24 protein-coding genes and 1 pseudogene are annotated in these 19,732 nt (G+C 60.5%); 21 read left to right on the top strand and 4 right to left on the bottom strand.

The window, feature by feature from the left end; all coding sequences use genetic code 11:
* Window positions 1-56: 56 nt before the first annotated feature.
* The gene (locus FQ320_RS17615) at window positions 57-881 is read left to right on the top strand and encodes an IS5 family transposase (protein WP_148474613.1); all 825 of its coding nucleotides are present in this window, start codon (window positions 57-59) and stop codon (window positions 879-881) included.
* A gap of 119 nt (window positions 882-1,000) precedes the next feature.
* Complete coding sequence (locus tag FQ320_RS25750; protein WP_187393944.1) at window positions 1,001-1,435, top strand: hypothetical protein; 435 nt, start codon at window positions 1,001-1,003, stop codon at window positions 1,433-1,435.
* A gap of 395 nt (window positions 1,436-1,830) precedes the next feature.
* Here the strand turns inward: FQ320_RS25750 and FQ320_RS17605 are convergent, their stop codons facing one another.
* Window positions 1,831-2,046: a helix-turn-helix domain-containing protein gene (locus tag FQ320_RS17605; protein WP_255509583.1), complete on the bottom strand. Its 216-nt coding sequence runs from the start codon at window positions 2,044-2,046 to the stop codon at window positions 1,831-1,833.
* A 220-nt stretch (window positions 2,047-2,266) separates the two neighbouring features.
* On the opposite strand from FQ320_RS17605, the gene FQ320_RS17600 reads away from it, so the two are divergent.
* The 3 genes and pseudogenes from FQ320_RS17600 (at window position 2,267) to FQ320_RS26515 (ending at window position 3,416) form a co-directional block, all read left to right on the top strand.
* Window positions 2,267-2,530 (top strand): DNA -binding domain-containing protein, encoded by a 264-nt coding sequence (locus tag FQ320_RS17600; RefSeq protein ID WP_148474609.1) that lies wholly within the window; start codon window positions 2,267-2,269, stop codon window positions 2,528-2,530.
* Window positions 2,531-2,644: 114 nt separating this feature from the next.
* Window positions 2,645-2,791: pseudogene (locus tag FQ320_RS26880) on the top strand (transcriptional regulator domain-containing protein); the annotation flags it as partial.
* Between the two features lie 19 nt (window positions 2,792-2,810).
* Complete coding sequence (locus tag FQ320_RS26515) at window positions 2,811-3,416, top strand: DUF2285 domain-containing protein (protein ID WP_255509582.1); 606 nt, start codon at window positions 2,811-2,813, stop codon at window positions 3,414-3,416.
* 92 nt (window positions 3,417-3,508) lie between these two features.
* Here FQ320_RS26515 and FQ320_RS17585 read toward each other — a convergent pair whose 3' ends face one another.
* Complete coding sequence (locus FQ320_RS17585; protein WP_148474607.1) at window positions 3,509-4,309, bottom strand: endonuclease/exonuclease/phosphatase family protein; 801 nt, start codon at window positions 4,307-4,309, stop codon at window positions 3,509-3,511.
* A gap of 313 nt (window positions 4,310-4,622) precedes the next feature.
* On the opposite strand from FQ320_RS17585, the gene FQ320_RS17580 reads away from it, so the two are divergent.
* The 9 genes from FQ320_RS17580 to FQ320_RS17540 all read left to right on the top strand — a co-directional run bounded on the left by FQ320_RS17580 (window position 4,623) and on the right by FQ320_RS17540 (window position 12,623).
* A complete protein-coding gene (locus FQ320_RS17580) occupies window positions 4,623-4,904 on the top strand; it encodes an AlpA family transcriptional regulator (RefSeq protein ID WP_148474605.1) in 282 nt (93 codons plus the stop codon).
* Between the two features lie 20 nt (window positions 4,905-4,924).
* Window positions 4,925-5,986 (top strand): replication initiator protein A, encoded by a 1,062-nt coding sequence (locus FQ320_RS17575; RefSeq protein ID WP_148474604.1) that lies wholly within the window; start codon window positions 4,925-4,927, stop codon window positions 5,984-5,986.
* The gene (locus FQ320_RS17570) at window positions 5,976-6,497 is read left to right on the top strand and encodes a DUF2840 domain-containing protein (RefSeq protein ID WP_148474602.1); all 522 of its coding nucleotides are present in this window, start codon (window positions 5,976-5,978) and stop codon (window positions 6,495-6,497) included. The genes FQ320_RS17575 and FQ320_RS17570 overlap by 11 nt, the downstream gene beginning before the upstream one ends.
* Window positions 6,494-7,039, top strand: coding sequence for a S26 family signal peptidase (locus FQ320_RS17565; protein WP_148474600.1), 546 nt, complete (start codon window positions 6,494-6,496; stop codon window positions 7,037-7,039). The genes FQ320_RS17570 and FQ320_RS17565 overlap by 4 nt, the downstream gene beginning before the upstream one ends.
* Window positions 7,040-7,085: 46 nt before the next feature.
* On the top strand, window positions 7,086-7,424 hold the full coding sequence (locus FQ320_RS17560) for a DUF736 domain-containing protein (RefSeq protein WP_148474598.1): 339 nt from the start codon (window positions 7,086-7,088) through the stop codon (window positions 7,422-7,424).
* 4 nt (window positions 7,425-7,428) lie between these two features.
* Window positions 7,429-8,187, top strand: coding sequence for a lytic transglycosylase domain-containing protein (locus FQ320_RS17555; RefSeq protein WP_148474596.1), 759 nt, complete (start codon window positions 7,429-7,431; stop codon window positions 8,185-8,187).
* Window positions 8,188-8,431: 244 nt separating this feature from the next.
* Complete coding sequence (locus FQ320_RS17550; protein ID WP_148474594.1) at window positions 8,432-10,171, top strand: VirD2 family relaxase/mobilization nuclease; 1,740 nt, start codon at window positions 8,432-8,434, stop codon at window positions 10,169-10,171.
* A 30-nt stretch (window positions 10,172-10,201) separates the two neighbouring features.
* Entirely contained in the window at window positions 10,202-12,187 is a 1,986-nt protein-coding gene (locus FQ320_RS17545) for a conjugal transfer protein TraG (protein WP_148474592.1), read from the top strand.
* 10 nt (window positions 12,188-12,197) lie between these two features.
* On the top strand, window positions 12,198-12,623 hold the full coding sequence (locus FQ320_RS17540; protein WP_148474590.1) for a ribbon-helix-helix protein, CopG family: 426 nt from the start codon (window positions 12,198-12,200) through the stop codon (window positions 12,621-12,623).
* 125 nt (window positions 12,624-12,748) lie between these two features.
* On the opposite strand, the gene FQ320_RS17535 is transcribed toward FQ320_RS17540, so the two are convergent.
* Complete coding sequence (locus FQ320_RS17535) at window positions 12,749-13,597, bottom strand: DMT family transporter (protein WP_222861630.1); 849 nt, start codon at window positions 13,595-13,597, stop codon at window positions 12,749-12,751.
* Window positions 13,598-13,825: 228 nt separating this feature from the next.
* Here FQ320_RS17535 and FQ320_RS17530 point away from each other — a divergent pair, with 228 nt between their 5' ends.
* Complete coding sequence (locus FQ320_RS17530) at window positions 13,826-14,260, top strand: Lrp/AsnC family transcriptional regulator (protein ID WP_148474588.1); 435 nt, start codon at window positions 13,826-13,828, stop codon at window positions 14,258-14,260.
* On the opposite strand, the gene FQ320_RS25745 is transcribed toward FQ320_RS17530, so the two are convergent.
* Complete coding sequence (locus tag FQ320_RS25745; RefSeq protein ID WP_187393943.1) at window positions 14,253-14,390, bottom strand: hypothetical protein; 138 nt, start codon at window positions 14,388-14,390, stop codon at window positions 14,253-14,255. The two genes, FQ320_RS17530 and FQ320_RS25745, sit on opposite strands and share 8 nt — an antisense overlap.
* Window positions 14,391-14,588: 198 nt before the next feature.
* On the opposite strand from FQ320_RS25745, the gene trbB reads away from it, so the two are divergent.
* From trbB to trbK-alt, 6 genes are read left to right on the top strand one after another with little or no spacing between them, the layout of a single operon-like run.
* Window positions 14,589-15,563: a P-type conjugative transfer ATPase TrbB gene (gene trbB, locus FQ320_RS17525; protein ID WP_148474586.1), complete on the top strand. Its 975-nt coding sequence runs from the start codon at window positions 14,589-14,591 to the stop codon at window positions 15,561-15,563.
* The gene (locus FQ320_RS17520) at window positions 15,563-15,895 is read left to right on the top strand and encodes a TrbC/VirB2 family protein (protein WP_148474584.1); all 333 of its coding nucleotides are present in this window, start codon (window positions 15,563-15,565) and stop codon (window positions 15,893-15,895) included. The genes trbB and FQ320_RS17520 overlap by 1 nt, the downstream gene beginning before the upstream one ends.
* On the top strand, window positions 15,895-16,164 hold the full coding sequence (locus tag FQ320_RS17515; protein ID WP_148474582.1) for a VirB3 family type IV secretion system protein: 270 nt from the start codon (window positions 15,895-15,897) through the stop codon (window positions 16,162-16,164). Before FQ320_RS17520 ends, FQ320_RS17515 begins: the two co-directional genes overlap by 1 nt.
* 3 nt (window positions 16,165-16,167) lie before the next feature.
* Window positions 16,168-18,690 carry a conjugal transfer protein TrbE gene (trbE, locus tag FQ320_RS17510; RefSeq protein WP_148474580.1) on the top strand — a complete coding sequence of 841 codons (2,523 nt, stop codon included), beginning with the start codon at window positions 16,168-16,170 and terminating at the stop codon, window positions 18,688-18,690.
* Window positions 18,687-19,460 (top strand): P-type conjugative transfer protein TrbJ, encoded by a 774-nt coding sequence (trbJ, locus tag FQ320_RS17505; RefSeq protein ID WP_148474578.1) that lies wholly within the window; start codon window positions 18,687-18,689, stop codon window positions 19,458-19,460. The genes trbE and trbJ overlap by 4 nt, the downstream gene beginning before the upstream one ends.
* A gap of 2 nt (window positions 19,461-19,462) precedes the next feature.
* Window positions 19,463-19,732 (top strand): putative entry exclusion protein TrbK-alt, encoded by a 270-nt coding sequence (gene trbK-alt, locus FQ320_RS17500; RefSeq protein WP_148474576.1) that lies wholly within the window; start codon window positions 19,463-19,465, stop codon window positions 19,730-19,732.

Below are 19,732 nucleotides of genomic sequence, written 5' to 3'. Positions count from 1 at the left end.
GAGTGAGTTCAGCAGGTTGTGATTCAGTTCGGTTGAGAAGCTGAACGGAGAACCACATGGCCTGGACCGAACTCACCCGTCGCCAACATGTCCGAGCAGGCGGCAAATACGCAAGCGATTTGACCGATGCCGAATGGGCGGTGATTCAACCCCTGATGCCCGCACGTAAAACAACCGGCAGGCCCCGCACGACACGTCTGCGCGACGTGTTCGACGCGATCCTCTACATGGCAACGACCGGGTGCCAATGGCGTATGTTGCCCAACGACTTCCCGGCGGTCTCCACGGTCCGGGGCTATTTCTACGCTTGGCGCAATGACGGCCTGCTGGATGAGATGAACCGCAAGCTTGTCGAGGTCGCGCGTCTGGCCGACGGGCGAAAAGCCCAGCCGACGGCAGGGATCATCGACAGTCAGAGCGTAAAAACCACGGAAAGTGGCGGGGTTAGAGGGTATGACGCCGGAAAGAGAATCAAGGGGCGCAAGCGTCATATCGTGACCGACACGACTGGATTGCTCGTCGGACTTGAACTCCATAGTGCCGGGATTCAGGATCGTGACGGGGCACCGGATGTGCTGAAAGCCATCGCCACGCGTTACCCAATGCTGCGTCACATCTTTGCAGATGGCGGTTATGCCGGCCCCAAGCTGCGCGACGCTCTGAAGGCCATCGGTCGCTGGACCGTTCAAATCGTCAAACGCTCCGATACCGCCGAAGGCTTCGAAATCCTGCCCCGTCGCTGGGTGGTCGAGCGGACCCTTGCATGGCTGGGGCGATGCCGCCGCCTCTCAAAGGACTGGGAAAAATCCATCGCAAGCGCCGAGGGTTGGGTGCTCATCGCCCACATTCGACGCGTTACACGCCATCTCGCAAGATCATGACAACATTCGCGGAGTTTTGAATCAGGCTCTAAGGGGTGGCATAGATAGACGGTCCCCGTAGAACCCGTTGCAAGCGCCACATCGCAATCTTCGGTCGATGCATAGCCATCGGCCGAGAGTTGTCCGAGCGTTGCGCCTTCCTGGCCATGCGGCAGAAGTTCACGGGCAATGGTCGCATGCGAGCTCTTGCGTATGCAGTTCGGTGCATCGTCCGGGCCGACATCCGAAAACAGAAAGAGCATGAGCAGGGCGCGACTACGGCTTTTGACGTTCGCTCGCCACTTCATGAAATCCGGGTTCTCGGTGCCGAAGCCCATGTCGACGTGCCAGCCATGGTCGCCGATGTGCTCGTTCGACCGGAAGCGGATCGGGAAAGTTCCAAGCCCGTGCGGAGAGAGCCAGCGACCTTCGCCGACGAGACTGTCGTAGGCGGCATGGAGCTGCGGCGTATTGGCGGCGGCGATGAAGGGCGGCGACGACTTGGAGCCTATGCTGAAGACCGGCTTCGTAAAAGTCTCGGGCCGGGCTTGGGACAAACCGATATCGGCCCATAATTCGTCGCGGCAGTCTCGGGCCAGATCGCCGTCGAAGGCAGCTTCGAGCTTGACAAAACCGTGCTCAATGAAGTTTTCGACCTGACTCTGGGTCAGGTCCTTTTCCTGGTGAATGGACATTACACGTTCTCCATTTGGCTCGCGCAAAGCGGAACCATTACAACTCAGTTGATGCCGAAGCACTTACGACTGGAAGTCGCTCAGAATCGGGGGAAGAATGTGGACGTGAACATCATGGCCGTTCGGGTAGTTGAAACGCGCGAGCAAATCAAAGCGTGGAATCCTGGAAACACCTGCCCGACATCGACATAGCCGTCCCTCGCACGAGAACTTTCGGATGGCATCAGGAGTCCGCTTTGTTCCGCATACCGGCCTATTGAGCCTGCGCGAAGCAGTCAGCCTTCCTCGCCGTCTGGCTCCACCAATTCGACGTGCCCTACTCCCAGCGCCTGAGCCAACTCATAAAGCGTGATCACCGTCGGATTGCGTCGGCCCCGTTCGAGGCTGCTGAGATATTGCTGGCTGAAGCCCGAACGTTCTTCCACCTGCTCCTGCGTCAGGCCTTTCTCCCGACGCAGGCGGGAAAAATTCCGGCCGACCAGTTTACGCATATCCATGCACAGACAAGTCGCAGTTTACATACTATAAGTTTATCAACTATAATATGTAATTGAAGGCTTGGACCGACGTTCACGGCGATCGAGCAACTCGTTCGATGCCACACACTCATCGCGTGATGCCGCCAAGATGGCTATCGGCAAATAGCTATTCAGTTACCAGTTAACATGAGGCGAATTTCCGCCTATCTTGCGAAGAAAAGGGGGGATCAGGGTGTCGAACGATAAGTTCCTCGACAAGCCGCCGGAAAGCGCGGCACTGACAGAATACGACCGGGCACATGCGACGCTCTACATGCGCCTGCTCGATGCCGCCGCCGATGGAGCGGACTGGCGGGAAGTCGTTTCCATCGTTTTCGAAATCGATCCAGAAGAAAATCCCAGCCGTGCGCACGAAATCCACGAAGCTCACCTCGCCCGCGCACGCTGGATGACTGAGCACGGCTATCGGCAGCTTCTGCGCGGTGCAAGCCACTGACAAGCGTGTGATGCCGCCACGGCATCACACGTTGTTGCCCCGCTGACTTCCTTTAATTCCCCCTAGAGTTGAAACTGCAGAGACGCATCAGATGTGCGAGTCTGGAGGATCATCATGTCCCTTGACCCATCTCAGTGGCGTTCGGCATCCGAATACGACTATGTGGAATCCCTGACTGCGCCGGACCTTGCCTGGGAATGGCTACGCCGCAATATCGATTATCAGCACGATTATGCCAGCGCCAAACGGAAGAAAGAGGACCCCCAAGACCTGACGCGACTTGTGCGCCAGTCTTGGGGGTTGCGATTTCCCGATCGATCCTCTTCACGATGCGTTGCGGGCTGCCGTCTATTGGCAACCGGAGGTCGATCCGGGCACTGTCATCCTCACTGCAAACACACCGATTTCGGGGCAGAAACCCGTATCTTTGCCGGAAATCGATAAGAACCACACGCGTCATGACCCGAATGGACTGAGTCTGCGGATCGACGATAATGGAGAAAAAATCAGATTACTGCTCATCGACGGAGCGCAGCCGGGGATGCCACTCGCGGCACTCATCCCGATCGATGACAGCTGCATTGACCGCATGGAGGCGCTTAAGCGGCTTTCACTTCTTCTGCGGGATCGCCGACTGACCGCCGACACACGGCTAACTACGCAACGCCGCCGTCGACTGCGCCGCATGCTTCAGGCCATTGACGGGCATCAAACCGGAGCGACCTACCGGGAAATTGCCAATGTGATTTTCGGAACGTCGCGGGTGTCCACGGAGCCTTGGAAAACGTCCGCATTGCGCGACGCCACGATCGCCCTTGTGACCGACGGGCGCACTTTGATTGACGGCGGATATCGCACGCTCCTCCGCCATCGGAGACGGTCGTGATTAGTGCGCAATTGCGAGCCCTCACAGCGCCTTCCGGATTTGCCAGGCGTTTGATGTAGGAACTTGAGTTACGGCATTGGTCACAACCGTTACTAAAGGCTGAGAACGAGCGGACAATGATCCGAAACTTCTACATCGTAAACCACTTCAAACCCTTGCACGGCGTCAGCGTCACTGATCAGCATGTAGTCGGCAAACTTGCCGGGCTTTTTGTATTGTGCGTTCCGTGTGCTCGTAAACCCGTGCCCTGTCACCAATTCAAACAGTCCTGCATCATTCAATATTCGAAGCGTTTCACTGTCAGGTTCGACGTTGAAGTCACCACAAACCACTACCAGGTCGTCCGGCTCCGATACACTCCGAGAAAGGTCCAGAAGCCGACGTGCCTGCTTCGTTCGCTCCGGCGTATCCATCTTTCCATTAAGGTCGCGCAGACCGTGCATATGCGTTATGCTAATTGAACGATTTGAACTGTAGTCAAAGACCCGAATGCCGTGGGCGTTGCGCGACCGCGGGTGTTCACCATATCCGACCGGCGAATAGCCCTTGTGGACGAAACCCTGAAACTGACCGATAATCGGGACCGATTCGTGCACAAATGTCGCCAGCCCAAATCGTGAGGGGATGGACTGGTCTTCGTCCCAAAGAATACCCTGCGCTGCCGGACAAAACACTGCGACGTGATTTGGCAAGGCTTTGCACACATCGCGAAAGAAATTCGCCCTCTGCGGCAAGACGTGATCACCATCGCGATATGTTAGCCAGCCCTTATCTGAACTCGGGCTATGAATGACTTCCTGCAAGCAAAGGATTTCAGGGGCGCACGTTTGGAGATAAGGCAGTAAGGCCTCATGCAACTTGCCACCCCAGCCATTCAAACACATGATCTTCATAAATTGATCCTTCGTCAGTATCGAAAGGTGACATTCGCTGCTCTCCGGAAGATCTGCAAGATCGACTCGGTACCGCCATTCCTGAACTGTGACATTCTAAGTTTTAGGCACCGTCTGGAAATAATGCTGGCCTGCGCAAGCAGCGTCGATCAACCGCGTTCCGAGCATTTGGCCATGGACTTGACCAAATCGCGGGGGTGAGATTTTACCCCCCGCTACTTCCCCATCCCCCTTTCCGGCTTCTCTTCGCCATCGTGGCCGCAATCCGCCGCTGTTTCTCAGCGGCTTGAACGCAACCCACGGAGGTCCGATCATGTCCGCCAATCCCACCGGCTTGCCGCCACGCTATCTGCGTACTCCCGAAGCCGCCCATTTCCTGAGCCTGTCAGGCCGGACGCTGGAAAAACACCGCACCTATGGCACCGGTCCCGCCTATCGCAAGCTCGGCGGGCGCGTCGTCTACTCCATCGAGGACCTGCAGGCCTGGGCCGATCGCGGCACCGTCACTTCGACGTCTGATCCACGCGGATCGGTTCTGCCCGCCAAACGCCATGACGAAAGAACACTCGCCGGTTCCGGCGACTGGTCTCGCTGATCGATTCGGCAGATTTCGTCATGACGAAGAAGCAGCCAACCACGTCCGACCGCGCACAGCTCGAGCTATTCTATGCTTGCAGCGCCGATCCCGCCCCACGCGATGCGCAGGACCTGATGGCCTATCCGTTCTTCAGCTTGTCCAAATCGCATCGGGTCAAGCCCATCGACTACGCTGTCGCCGGTGTGGTCATCCGGGTTGAAGCCGTGCCGGAACACGGGATGGCGACGATCTGGGATGCCGACATCCTGATCTGGGCCGCCAGCCAGTTGGTCGAAGCACGCGACGCCGGGCTGCGCACGTCGCGCCTCATGGCCGCAACGCCCTACGAGATTCTCACCTTCATTGGCCGTGGCGTCAGCGCGCGCGATTATATGCGTCTCAAGGCGGCGCTCGACCGTCTGCAATCCACAACAGTGGCGACAACGATCCGGCAACCGGCATCGGGACGGCGGCACCGTTTCTCGTGGATCAACGAGTGGGTCGAGCGCACCGATCACGCCGGTCGCCCGCTAGGAATCGAACTGATCGTTCCGGACTGGTTCTACAGCGCCGTCCTCGACGATACGCTGATCCTTACCATCGACCCCTCCTATTTCTCCCTCACAGGCGGTTTTGATCGCTGGCTTTATCGTATCGTGCGCAAGCATGGCGGACGCCAACGCGGCGGTTGGCGGTTCGAGTTTCGACACCTCTATCTGAAGTCCGGGAGCCTATCGCCGTTCAAGCGCTTCGCTTTCGAACTGCGCGACATCGTCCGCCGTCAGCCATTGCCGGGATACATCCTCTCGATCGAGTTCGAGATCGGCGGCAAGACCTTGCTCGCCTTCGAGCCCGCACCCTGTGGAAAAACTGGGGACGGCCTCGTGCTATCGGGAACCCGACCTATCGTGCCATCGGGAACCGGGGTGTCGTGCTATCGGGAACCGAAATCGGGCTTAACTCACTGCAAAAGCGACGAAAATCGCACCCTTAACTTAGAGTCTAACCCAGAATCTAACTTTTGTAGAGCTCGGGATCATGTGGAAAACCGCGTTGAGACGCGCGTTTCCGGCACTGCGGAGACGCGCAATGACCGGTGATTGCCCCCACAACACTTCTGCAATTAATACGCCCACGGCGTACAATCGAGACACGCTCACCCATGTCGAACTGATCTGGGTCGAGAAGACGATCGAACACTGGATCCGTTTCGGCCGCGTCGCCAAGGAACGCATCATCGATCGACGTCGCCGTATCGTCAGTTTCGCGCCCGGCAGCATCTTCGCCTTCCTCCGCTGGCAGTCCAACAACTACGGCACGATCCTCTCGCGCATCGCCATCGTGCGCGCCGTTCGCCCCAATGAGCCCTACCAGACACTGCCCTACGTGCGTCCCGGTGGAAACATCCTGCTGAATGCCGAGAGCTGGCCCAAGGTCGAACGCATTCTCCAGATCATCGATGCGATCGAGGCGCAGGGTATCGATCCCGCCGACGTTTCGCCCGATCACTGGCGGCACGTTCATAACCGGCTCACCGCTCGTTTGGAACCCCGAACCTACACGCAGGCACGTCATTCCGCTTGGCTGAAGTGTCGGAGGGCGAGCCGATGAAGCGCCGCACATGGTCACGCGTTGGTGCGGTCGCAATCGCTGCCATCGCTATTCCGGCATTTGTCGAACTTCCCACGGCGATCATCTGGAACGCCAGCCCTTCCGCGCCGATCGGGTTCTATCAGGTGCGGTCAGCGGACGGTCTCGAAATCCCCGATCTTGTCGTCGTCGATGCACCCGAACCGCTCGAACGCTTCGCCGTCGAGCGTGGCTATCTGCCGCCAGATATCCTCTTGCTCAAACGTGTTGTCGGACTGCCCGGACAGACGGTTTGCCGCATTAATCGCACCATCACCGTCGACGGCATCGCGATGGGCGACGCGCTCGAACAAGACACGTTCGGCCGCCTTATGCCGGTCTGGCACGGCTGTCGGCGCATCGCCCGTGATGAAGTCTTCCTCATGAATCGCGACGCCCGGAACAGCCTCGACGGGCGGTATTTCGGGCCGATCCCGGCCAGTTCGATCATCGGAACGGCGGTCCCGGTCTGGACCATTGAGCCCGGCACGGGCCGTTACCGATGGCGCACCGGCACCGATTGATCGGTGCACTCAACCTCCCTCCAACACCAGATGAAAGGACAATACCATGGCACATATCGGACATTTCACCCGCACCCGCGACGGATATCGCGGACACCTCAAGACGCTCACCCTCAGCGCCCAACTGACGCTTGTTCCGGCAGAGCGAACCGATGCCGAGAACGCACCGGACTACCGCGTCCATATCGGCAACGACGAACAGGCGCTGGAAGTCGGTGCAGGCTGGAAGCGCACCGGCGAAAGGGCAGGCGACTACGTTTCGGTGCTGATCGACGATCCGGCTTTGCCGCATCCGATTCACGCCAACCTGTTCCACTCGGTGAGCGACAACGACGCCTATTTGCTGGCCTGGAACCGGCCACCGAAACGCCGCGAAACGGCATAGTGCGATGCCCATTCCACGTCATCGCACAGCCACCGGGCGGCCGCTTGCCGTCCGGTATGCAGCCCTCCTTCTCCTTTCCGGCCTTTTCTGCGGTGCCGCTCTGCCGACGATCACGTTCGCGCAAAGTGCCCCCGCCGAGCGATCCGCGCAGACTTCCCATGCGGCGCACATCGCCGAAGCCTCGCAACGGTTTCGCATTCCGGAGCGCTGGATCCGCGCCGTCATGCAGGTCGAAAGCGCGGGCAGAACCCGTGCCGTCTCCAGCGCGGGCGCGATGGGGCTGATGCAAATCATGCCCGAGACATGGGCCGAATTAAGCGCGCGCCACCGTCTCGGACGCGACCCCTTCGATCCCCGCGCCAACATTTTCGGCGGCACGGCGTATCTGCGAGAGATGTATGACCGCTTCGGATCGCCCGGTTTCCTCGCGGCCTACAATGCCGGTCCCGAGCGCTACCAACAGCATCTCGATCGCGGTCGCGCGCTCCCGCGCGAGACACGGGCTTACATGGCACGATTGCTGCCGATGCTCGGTCTGGCACTACCGGAAAGCACGGCCACTGTCGCTCCTCCACCCCCGGATTGGCGCGAAGCGCCGCTGTTCATCGACCGCTCGCAGCGTAAATCGGCTGCAGATCGGGCGCAGGCCGAGAGCGGTTCGGCAGACGGCCAAGTGACATCACGCGTGCGCCCTAACGACACGAACAATGCGCAGCACGAACCCGTGTTCGTCGACCAGTCGCGCGGGGAGAACTCGCCATGACGAGAGCATCCGCAATTCGCACGTCCGAAAGCAGCAGCGTGGCGTGGCGTGTGTTGAGGGGAGCGACAGAAGACAGAGGAAGGGGATGGCAGGATAAAAGGCCACGATGTGTGGCCATGGGCGGTCGTGGTTTATCAAGGGGTTACTTCGCGCAAACACGATGTGTGCACTTTGGGCGCAGCCTGCGATTCCCCTTCTTTTCCAATAGTTCCAAGCCGTTTGCGCGATGTGCGGGGTCTTCGTCATGAGTGGCGAAGACGAGTTCCGCATCCGACCGGGGCGCATTCGATCATCGTCCAGTCAGCGCGCGCGACCCTTCATCGCTCAGGCGTTGGCCGCTGCACAAAAGGCCGGCGGCTCCTTCTCGCGCAGGGGAACGATCGTCTCCGGCAGTCGCTCGCGTTTCGGACGCGGGCAGCGGGCCACCGTGCAGGCCAACAGGTTTATCACGGCGCGTTCCCGTGGTGCCGTCGTCAAGGCGCGCGTCGTACGCAACAATGGACGCGGTGCACCGCTTGCCACCCATCTAACCTATCTGCGTCGCGAAGGCGTCACCCGCGACGGTGAGAAGGCAAAACTCTTCGGACCAGACGAAGAGGAGATAGACGCGAAGGCATTCGCCGAGCGCTGCGAAGACGACCGCCACCATTTTCGCTTCATCGTCTCGCCTGATGACGCGTTGGAGATGGCGGACCTTCGATCCTTCACCGCCGATCTTGCCGGACAGATGGAGAAGGATCTCGGTACGAAACTCGACTGGGTCGCCGTCGATCACTGGAACACTGAGCATCCGCATATCCATCTCATCATGCGCGGTGTCCAGGATAATGGCGAGGACCTTGTCATTTCACGCGACTACATCAAGGAGGGTATGCGCGATCGGGCGCGCGATTTCATCACGCTCGAACTCGGACCACGCACCGATCTCGACATCCGCAGTACGCTCGAACGGCAAATTGAAAGCGAGCGCTGGACCAGTATGGACCGACAGCTTGAGAGAGACAGCAGTCGACACGGCGTCATCGATCTCGCACCCCAGCCCGGCCGTCAGCCGGATGATCATCACGCACTGAAAGTTGGGCGGCTGCGCAAGCTGGAAACCCTCGGTCTCGCCGACCAGATCGGCCCCGGCCAATGGGTGATTGACGAGAGCGCTGAGACGACCTTGCGAGAACTCGGCGAACGCGGCGATATCATCAAGCGCATTCATCGCAGCCTCACCGAACGCGGCATCGAACGTGGAGCAGCGAGCTACGTACTCGCCGGTGAAAGCCTCAATGATCCGGTTATCGGACGACTCGTCGATCGAGGCCTCGACGATGAACTGAAGGGCACAGCCTTTGCCGTGATCGATGGTATCGATGGGCGCACCCATCACATCCGCCTTCCTCACATTGATGCCGCTGGAGACAGCGCGCCTGGATCGATTGTTGAACTGCGGAAGTTCGGCGATGCGAAAGGCCGCCGCCGGGTAGCGCTCGCGGTGCGATCTGATCTCGCCATCGAACGGCAGGTGACGGCGACCGGTGCGACCTGGCTCGACCGGCAGGCCATCTCCAGCGAACCGATGCCGATCGGTGGCGGCGGGTTCGGCACTGAAGTCAGCGACGCGTTGGAACGGCGCGCCGAGCATCTGATTAGTGAAGGCTTGGCGAAGAGACAGGGCCGGCGCGTGATCTTCAATCGCGATCTTCTGAATACGCTACGCAAGCGCGAACTGGATTCCGTCGCTGAGAAACTCGCAGCCGAAATCGGTCGTCCCTACACGCCGTCCGCGAGCGACGAATACGTCTCCGGGACCTATCAGCGCCGCATCGCACTCGCCTCAGGCCGGTTCGCCATGATCGATGACGGGCTTGGCTTCCAGTTTGTGCCCTGGACGCCCTCGATCGAGAGGCATCTTGGCAAGCACATCTCCGGCATCGCGCGCGGCAGCGGCGGGGTGGATTGGGCCTTGGGAGGAAACCGAGGGCTCGGTCACTAGCGGCGTCGACCACCGGGAAAGGATAGGAACATGCAAGCGACGAAAATTCTCTGGGGCCAGATCATTATCGTGTCGCTGATCGTGCTGACCACGACATGGACTGCGACCCAATGGACCGCGCTGCGGCTCGGCTTCCAGCCGCAGCTCGGCGAACCCTGGTTCGACTTGCTTGGGTGGCCGGTGTATTATCCGCCGGCCTTCTTCTGGTGGTGGTACGCCTACGACGCCTATGCCCCGCCCATTTTCATTGAAGGTGCGATCATCGCGGCATCTGGTGGATTCCTCGCGGTTGGCGTCGCGATCTTCATGTCCGTCTTGCGCGCTCGGGAAGCCCAAGATGTCGATACCTATGGATCGGCGCGCTGGGCAGAGACACGAGACGTCAGAGACGCAGGACTGTTCTTTCCGGACGGTGTCGTACTCGGAAAACTTGATCATCATTATCTGCGCCATGACGGACCCGAACATGTGCTCTGTTTCGCGCCGACCCGGTCCGGTAAGGGCGTCGGACTGGTCATCCCCTCGCTGCTGACCTGGCCGGGCTCGGCCATCGTCCACGATATCAAGGGCGAGAACTGGCAACTCACGTCCGGCTTCCGCTCCAGGCATGGCCGCGTGTTGCTTTTCGATCCCACCAACGCTCAATCTGCTGCCTACAACCCGTTGCTGGAAGTGCGCCGCGGCGAATCGGAAGTGCGCGATGTCCAGAACATCGCCGACATCTTGGTCGACCCGGAAGGCTCGCTGGAGAAACGAAACCATTGGGAGAAGACCAGTCACGCACTGCTGGTCGGCGCGATCCTGCATGTCCTCTATGCTGAAGCGGATAAAACTCTCGCAGGCGTCGCCAATTTCCTGTCCGATCCCAAACGCGGCATCGAGACGACGCTCAAGGCCATGATGGTCACGGCCCACCTTGGACAGGCTGGCCCGCATCCGGTGATCGCAAGCGCCGCGCGCGAGTTGTTGAACAAATCCGGCAACGAGCGGTCGGGCGTTCTCTCGACCGCCATGTCATTCCTCGGCCTCTATCGCGATCCCGTCGTCGCCAAGGTCACACGCCGTTGTGACTGGCGTATTTCCGATCTGGTGAATGGGGCTGAGCCCGTGACGCTCTACCTCGTCGTGCCGCCATCGGACATCAATCGGACCAAGCCGCTGATCCGCCTGATCCTCAATCAGATCGGGCGGCGGTTGACGGAAGATCTGACCGGTCACGACAGACGGCAGCGTCTGCTCCTGATGCTGGACGAGTTCCCCGCGCTGGGTCGTCTCGATTTCTTCGAGAGCGCGCTCGCCTTCATGGCGGGCTATGGTCTCAAGAGCTTTCTGATCGCGCAGTCGCTCAACCAGATCGAGAAGGCCTACGGCCCCAACAATTCGATCCTCGACAATTGCCACGTTCGGGTGAGCTTCGCCACCAATGACGAGCGCACCGCGAAGCGCGTGTCCGATGCGCTCGGCACCGCGACGGAACTGCGAGCGATGAAGAACTATGCCGGGCATCGCCTGTCGCCCTGGCTCGGCCATCTGATGGTCAGCCGACAGGAGACGGCGAGGCCCCTCCTCACGCCCGGCGAAGTGATGCAGCTTCCGCCCACCGACGAGATCGTCATGGTCGCAGGCACTCCGCCGATCCGAGCCAAGAAAGCACGCTACTTCGAGGACCCACAGTTCCAGGCGCGCATTCTGGCACCGCCCGATCTCGATAATGCTACGAAAGGTCACGCCGACGATTGGAGCGCGAGACCGCTGCCGCCACGTCCGGACATCAGCGATCCGGTAGCACCAGGTGATCTGGACGCAGCGGGTGACACCCAGCACGAAAAGCGCAAACAGGCGGAGCTCGACCAAGCGCACACGGCGGACGCGGTCAAACCCATAGACAATGAGTTCGAACCCGATCTCAAGAGGCCGTCGAGCGACCTAGCCGCGCAACTTCGCTTATTCGACCAACAAGCGCGCCAAGCCGCTCAAAGAGCAACGCTCGATCCTGACGATGGCATTGACTTGTGAGGACCTGGCGATGAAACAACGCAAGAAGCAACGCCTTTCCGTCTATCTCGATCCTGACATCATGGCGGCGCTCACCGACTATGCGGCGCGGCGCGATCACTCTCGATCCCTCGTCGCCGAAGCCGCCATTGCATCGTTTCTCTCGCCCGATGCGGCGGAACGGCAGGAAGCGGCAACCACAAAGCGGCTCGACCAAATCGACCGCCGTATTGCCCGCATGGAACGCGACACCGGTATCTCGGTCGAGACGCTGGCGGTATTCATCCGGTTCTGGTTGACGACGACACCGCCTCTACCGGAGCCCCTACAAGCTGCGGCCAAAGCCCAAGCGGGAAGCCGCTATGATGCATTCGTTGCCGCCCTCGGGCGACGAATGGCGCAAGGACCGAAACTGAGGCAGGAGATTTCGGAGGATATTGACCAACGGCAACTCTGATCGTCATCAAAAAGAGCCGCCAATGTAGTCATTGGCCGAGTTGAACTTCCTTGTCGCGATGCGGGACGTTGCTGCGATTACAGCATGTTGGACGAACGACGGCTTTCGATGCGACACATTGAGTACTACCGGTCAGCACGATCTGCGTTACTGATATTGCTTCGGTCGCCCTCGGCAGCGGCTACGCTTTGCGCCGCACGCGTGACAATCAGGCGCGGAAGAACCGTCGTGCCTGCGGCAGAGATAAGGATGATTCCAATGCCCAGAAGCTGCGTCCAGTGGAGGAAATGGCCAAGCGCGAGGACATCTGTGAGAATCGCGACGACGGGGTTGATGAATGTCAGCGTGCCTTGAAGATGTGTGGGCAGGCGCTGCACCGCGCTATACATCAGCGCATACATAAATCCGGTGTGGACTAGCCCTACGATCGCCAGTAACGTCCAAGCCCGCCCCCCGGACGGCAGATCGACCAAGTCGGCGAATGGCAGCAGGATGACGACGCCTGTCAGGACATGGATCAATGCGATCAACTGAGGAGGCATTCCCGTCAGATACTTCGTAGTGGCAGCGGCTATGGCCCATCCGGTAGCTGCGGTGAGAACGAAGAGCACACCCCAAGCGTAGCTCCCCCGGACGTAATCGGCCGTCGGCTTTTCGAGCAGGATCAACAGCAGTCCAGCGAAAGCCAGCCCGAGCCAGCTGAGCTTGGCGAAGGTAAACCGCTCGTCAAACAGGAAAACCCCGAAACCAAGTAATATGAAGGGCTGGACATTGTAGATCGCTGTCGAGATCGAGACGGAAGCGTAGCGATAGGAAACGAATAGCAACAGCCAGTTCAAGACGATGGCGACGCCTCCAAGCACCGCAATGGCAAGCTGCCGGCGCGTAACCTTCGCTCGGAAAGCTCCGGTAAAATAGCAGTAGGCCACGAGAGCCCCGGCAGCGAAGACGCAGCGCCAGAAAACAACGTCCAATGCCGGACGTCCCGAAGCCAGCACAAATCATCCGATGGTGCCCGAGATGATCATTGCAACGGTCATCTCGGCGATGCCACGCGTCTGGGTCGTCATAGAGCCTCCTACTTTCTGGACAAGGTAGTCTAGCCGCGTTGGATAGCCTGATATATGCTTCTGGAAAGGCTTTTTGCTGAATGGGCTAAACTTCCGCAGGCAAAAAGGAAAAGTTGACTAAGGAAATAATGCATGGATCAGAAAGACCGTGGAATCATTGCCTGCCTCACCGCCGACGCCCGGACCTCATTGAAAGATCTGGCAAGTGAGATCGGCCTGAGTTCGCCCAGCATTGCCGAACGGATACGGCGGCTCGAACAGATCGGTATCATTAAATGCTTCACCGTCGATCTCGATCCCAAAGCCTTAGGATATGCCCTAGAGGCAGTGGTTCGCATCAGACCGATGCCGGGCAAGGTCCAGCCGGTGGAACGCCTCATCATCGAAACGCCTCAGATCATCGAATGCAGCAAGGTTACGGGCGACGACTGCTTCGTTGCCACGCTGCACGTCCGCTCCATGGAAGAGATCGACAAGATCCTGGAAAAGATTTCCGAGAAGGCTTCGACCAGCACATCACTGGTGAAGCGCAAGATCGTCGAACGGCGCGCACCGCCCCTCACGTGAGTATGTCGGCCTCTCCATAGCTTGCATGATGAAGGATCGGTGTCCCTGCAATGTCCGAGACGCGGTCATTCGGATCCGCGATGGCACCCGGCACAGAGCGGTCGCTCCAGACGTTCGCCGCAATCGTCACGAACGACTGCTAACAGTTTCGTATACCATTTTATCGAAGTCGTTCACTCAATCTCTTGAGCAACCCCGCCGTTTCCCTGTCTTTCCACGCCTGCGCACTACTACGCCCTTGACGCTGTTGCGCTGCCCCAAATTCCGGTTCTTTTAATCGTCCTTGAGCCGGGACCGACATATGACGTCCCACCACACGGGGACGAGCATGACGATGTTATTCCAACAATCAGAGGCGATTTCACGCGGCAGCCGCATGTTGCGAACAGCCCTCGGCCCCGCGATCGCCGGATATCTCGACGATGCGCAAATCGTCGAAGTCATGCTCAACCCCGATGGGCGGCTCTGGATCGACCGCCTATCCGAAGGTCTTTGCGCCACCGATGACTGCCTCTCCGCTGCCGATGGCGAACGGATCATACGACTGGTTGCCCACCATGTCGGTGCCGAGGTTCACGCCGGGAGCCCGCGCGTTTCTGCCGAGCTTCCCGAGACGGGAGAACGGTTCGAAGGGCTTTTGCCACCGGTCGTAACAGCACCGACTTTCGCCATCCGCAAACCCGCTGTCGCCGTCTTCACACTCGATGACTACGTGGCAACCAAGATCATGTCCGGCGCGCAGGCCGCGACTTTGCGCACTTCCGTCGCCGAGCGTCACAACATTCTGGTGGCAGGTGGGACGTCTACGGGTAAGACCACGCTCACCAACGCATTGCTGGCCGAAGTCGCCAAGACCGATGACCGGGTCGTGTTGATCGAGGACACGCGCGAATTGCAATGCGCCGCACCGAATCTCGTGGCGCTGCGCACCAAGGATAATGTCGCCTCACTCTCCGACCTCGTGCGGTCCTCGCTGCGCCTGCGGCCTGACCGTATCCCGATCGGCGAAGTGCGCGGGTCCGAGGCGCTTGATCTGCTGAAGGCATGGGGCACAGGCCACCCCGGCGGCATCGGCACCATCCATGCCGGGACCGCGCTGGGGGCGCTGCGGCGCATGGAGCAACTCATACAGGAAGCCGTCGTCACCGTCCCTCGCGCACTGATTGCCGAAACCATCGATCTGGTCGCCGTCCTGTCGGGCCGCGGCTCCGCCCGACGCCTCTCCGAACTCGCCCGCGTCGAGGGTCTCGGCGCCGACGGCGACTACCGCCTCACATCCACAACAGCACAAGGATCGATATGATGCTCAACGACGCTCACCCCTTCCGCCGACGGGTCGACACGATCTGTATCGCCACGTTCGTGTCTCTCACGATGGCCTCGACAGCCCACGCTGCCGGATCATCCATGCCGTGGGAAGCGCCGTTGCAATCGATCCTCGAGTCCATCGAAGGCCCGGTTGCCAAGATCATCGCCGTGATGATCATCATCATCACCGGCCTGACACTCGCCTTCGGCGACACGTCGGGCGGTGCCCGGCGGCTGATCCAGATCGTGTTCGGTCTCTCGATCGCCTTTGCGGCCTCCAGCTTCTTCCTGTCCTTCTTCTCCTTCGGCGGCGGGGCGGTGATCTGATGGACCATGCCGATCCCATCCCCGGCTTCGTGATCCCGGTGCATCGCGCCCTGACCGAGCCGATCCTCTTGGGCGGCGCGCCGCGCTCCATCGCCCTTCTGAACGGCACACTGGCCGCGGCCGTCGGGCTCGGCCTGCGTCTCTGGCTGGTCGGCATTTTGATCTGGGCTATCGGGCATTTCGCGGCGGTCTGGGCAGCGAAGCGCGATCCGCTTTTCGTCGATGTCGTGCGCCGCCATGTGCGCATCCCCGGCCATCTTGGGGTGTGATCGATGATGAACCTCGCCGAATATCGCCGCACCTCGAACCACCTTTCAGACTTTCTGCCTTGGGCCGCGCTTGTCGGCGATGGCGTGGTTCTCAACAAAGACGGTTCGTTCCAGCGCGCGGCACGGTTTCGCGGTCCCGATCTCGATAGCGCCGTACCTGCGGAACTGGTCGCGGTCGCAGGACGTATCAACAATGCATTGCGCCGATTGGGTTCTGGCTGGGCGGTGTTCGTCGAGGCGCAGCGCGTACCTGCCAGCTCTTATCCCGAAAGCCGCTTTCCCGACGCCGCCTCGGCCCTGGTCGATACCGAACGCAAAGCGCAGTTCGAAGAGGAAGGCGTTCATTTTGAATCCCGCTATTTCCTGACGCTGCTGTTCCTGCCGCCCGCCGAAGAGGCAGCGCGCGCCGAACGGTTTCTCTATGAGGGCCGAGAAAGAGTGGCTGGTGTCGATGCCCGCGAGACCCTGGCGGGCTTTGTCGACCGCACCAACCGCGTGCTGCAACTCATCGAAGGCTTCATGCCCGAATGCGCCTGGCTCGATGATGCCGAGACGCTGACCTATCTACATTCATCCATTTCCACCAAAGTGCAGCGGGTCCGCGTACCCGAAGTGCCGATGCATCTCGACGCATTGCTCGCCGACCAGCCTCTCACCGCAGGTCTCGAGCCGATGCTGGGAGATGCGCATCTGCGGGTGCTCACAATCACCGGATTCCCGAGCGCCACCACGCCCGGCATTCTCGACGATCTCAACCGGCTCGCCTTTCCCTATCGCTGGTCGACGCGGGCGATGATGCTCGACAAAAACGATGCAACACGGCTCCTCGCCAAGATTCGCCGCCAATGGTTCGCCAAGCGTAAGTCGATTGGCGCCATCCTCAAGGAGATCATGACCAACGAAGCCTCGGCGCTTCTGGATACCGATGCGCATAACAAGGCGATGGATGCCGATGCGGCGCTGCAAGAGCTCGGTTCCGACCTGATTGGGGAAGCCTATGTTACCGCAACAGTGACGGTCTGGGACGCGGATTCTCGCAGCGCCGACGAAAAGCTGCGCCTCGTCGAGAAGGTGATCCAGGGCCGCGACTTCACCTGCATCGCCGAGACTGTGAATGCGGTCGAGGCTTGGCTCGGTTCTCTGCCGGGCCATGTCTATTCCAATGTCCGGCAGCCGCCGATCTCAACACTCAATCTCGCCCATATGATCCCGCTCTCGGCGGTCTGGGCGGGGCCGGAACGAGACGGGCATTTTGCAGCACCGCCGCTGTTCTTCGGCCAGACCGAAGGCGCGACCCCGTTCCGGTTTTCTCTTCATGTCGGCGATGTCGGCCACACCTTGGTGGTTGGCCCGACTGGTGCGGGCAAATCAGTCTTGCTGGCATTGATGGCGCTGCAGTTTCGCCGTTACGCGAACGCCCAGGTCTTCGCCTTCGACTTCGGCGGTTCGATCCGCGCCGCTGCGCTCGCCATGGGTGGTGACTGGCACGATCTCGGCGGCGCGCTGTCGGACGACGCGTCGGAGCCAGTCGCGCTCCAGCCGCTGGCGCGCATCGACGATGCGGCCACACGAAGCTGGGCGGCAGGCTGGATCGCAGCCATATTGGCGCGCGAAGGCGTGACCGTGACGCCGGAGGTGAAGGATCATCTTTGGTCGGCACTGTCATCGCTTGCCTCCGCGCCAGCCGGCGAACGCACGTTGACCGGACTTTCCGTACTGCTGCAATCGCAGGATCTGAAGCGCGCGTTGCAGCCCTATTGCGTCGGTGGCCCTTTCGGTCGCCTGCTCGATGCCGAAGCCGAGCGGCTCGGCGAAGCGAGGGTCCAGGCATTCGAGACCGAAGGGTTGATCGGCACCGGGGCCGCGCCCGCCGTGTTTGGCTATCTGTTCCACCGGATCGAAGGTCAACTCGATGGAACCCCAACCCTGCTGATCATCGACGAGGGCTGGTTGGCGCTCGACGACGAAGGCTTCGCCGGGCAGCTGCGGGAATGGTTGAAGACCCTGCGCAAGAAGAACGCCAGCGTCGTCTTCGCCACGCAATCACTGTCAGACATCGACGGCTCACCGATCGCGCCCGCAATCATCGAGAGCTGTCCGACCCGGTTGTTCCTGCCGAACGAACGCGCGATCGAGCCGCAGATCACCAGCATTTATCGGCGCTTTGGCCTCAACGACCGCCAGATCGAGATCCTCAGCCGCGCAACGCCAAAGCGCGACTATTATTGCCAGTCGCGGCGCGGCAACCGGCTGTTCGAGCTCGGTCTGGGCGAGGTCGCACTCGCCTTCACCACCACATCCGCGAAATCAGATCAGGTCGCGATCGCCCGCATCCTTACGGAACACGGACGAGAAGGATTTGCCGAGGCTTGGCTCATCGAACGCGGCGTTGGATGGGCCGCCGATCTCATTCCCGATCTCGCCAATATCGACACTCGCGAGGCGGCGTCGGACGCAGACGCCCAGATCGCGCTCGACCTTGGCATCGAGTCCACCACCCCCACCAAGAAGGAGATGACCCCATGACCACCAAAGGATTTCACATGCGCCAGTTTGCGGCTGCATTGCTGCTGGCCAGCCCGCTCGCGGTAGCGCCGGTTCTGACAACCCCGGCCCAGGCGTTCGGGTTCGGCCGGATCGTCTACGATCCGACCAACTATGCGCAGAACGTCTTGCAGGCCGCCCGCGCGCTGGAGCAGATCAACAACCAGATCACCTCGCTGCAGAACCAGGCGCAGATGCTGATCAATCAGGCCCGCAATCTGACGAGCTTGCCATACTCATCGCTGCAACAGTTGCAGCAATCGGTGGCGAGGACCCAGCAGCTCCTGGGCGAGGCGCAGAAGATCGCCTTCGACGTTCAGCAGATCGATCGTGCTTTCGAGACCACCTATGGCGGGGCCTCGATGACGGCATCCGACCGTGCCCTGATCGACGGTGCCAAGGAGCGCTGGCAAACCACGGTTGGAGGCTTGCAGGACGCGATGCGCGTTCAGGCCGGCGTTGTCGGCAATATCGACAGCAATCGCGCCCAGATGGAAGCGCTCGTCGGCGCGAGCCAGTCGGCGACCGGAGCCTTGCAGGCAACGCAGGCGGGCAATCAACTGCTCGCGCTTCAGACCCAGCAGATATCCGACCTCACGGCGGTGGTCGCAGCACAGGGACGCGCCCAGAATCTGGAAGCCGCGCAGCGTGCCGCCGCCCAGGAACAGGCCCGAGAACAGCGCCGCCGGTTTCTCGAACCAGGCACCGGTTACCGGCCGGGCAATGCCCAAATGTTCCCTAGCGGTGGCTAACGATGAAACGGGCAGTGCTCATACGGCTTGGCACAGGCGTCTTCGTGCTGTTCGCGCTCCTCGCCGCATTGCTGGAGATCAGCCGTGACGACGAGATCGTGATCAGGCCCGCGCCTGTCACACCTGAGCAGACCGATCTGCGGCAGGCTGACTTGAGACGCTGTCAGGCGCTCGGTGCGGCGGCGCTCGAAGACCCGTCCTGCCTCGACGCTTGGGCTGAGAAACGTCGCGACTTCCTGCGATCGGACCCGACATCCGAGAGGGAAGAGTAG

The organism is Oceaniovalibus sp. ACAM 378 (assembly GCF_008085915.1).
Classification (GTDB): Bacteria; Pseudomonadota; Alphaproteobacteria; order Rhodobacterales; family Rhodobacteraceae; genus Oceaniglobus.
This window is presented reverse-complemented; position numbering and strand designations above follow the sequence as displayed.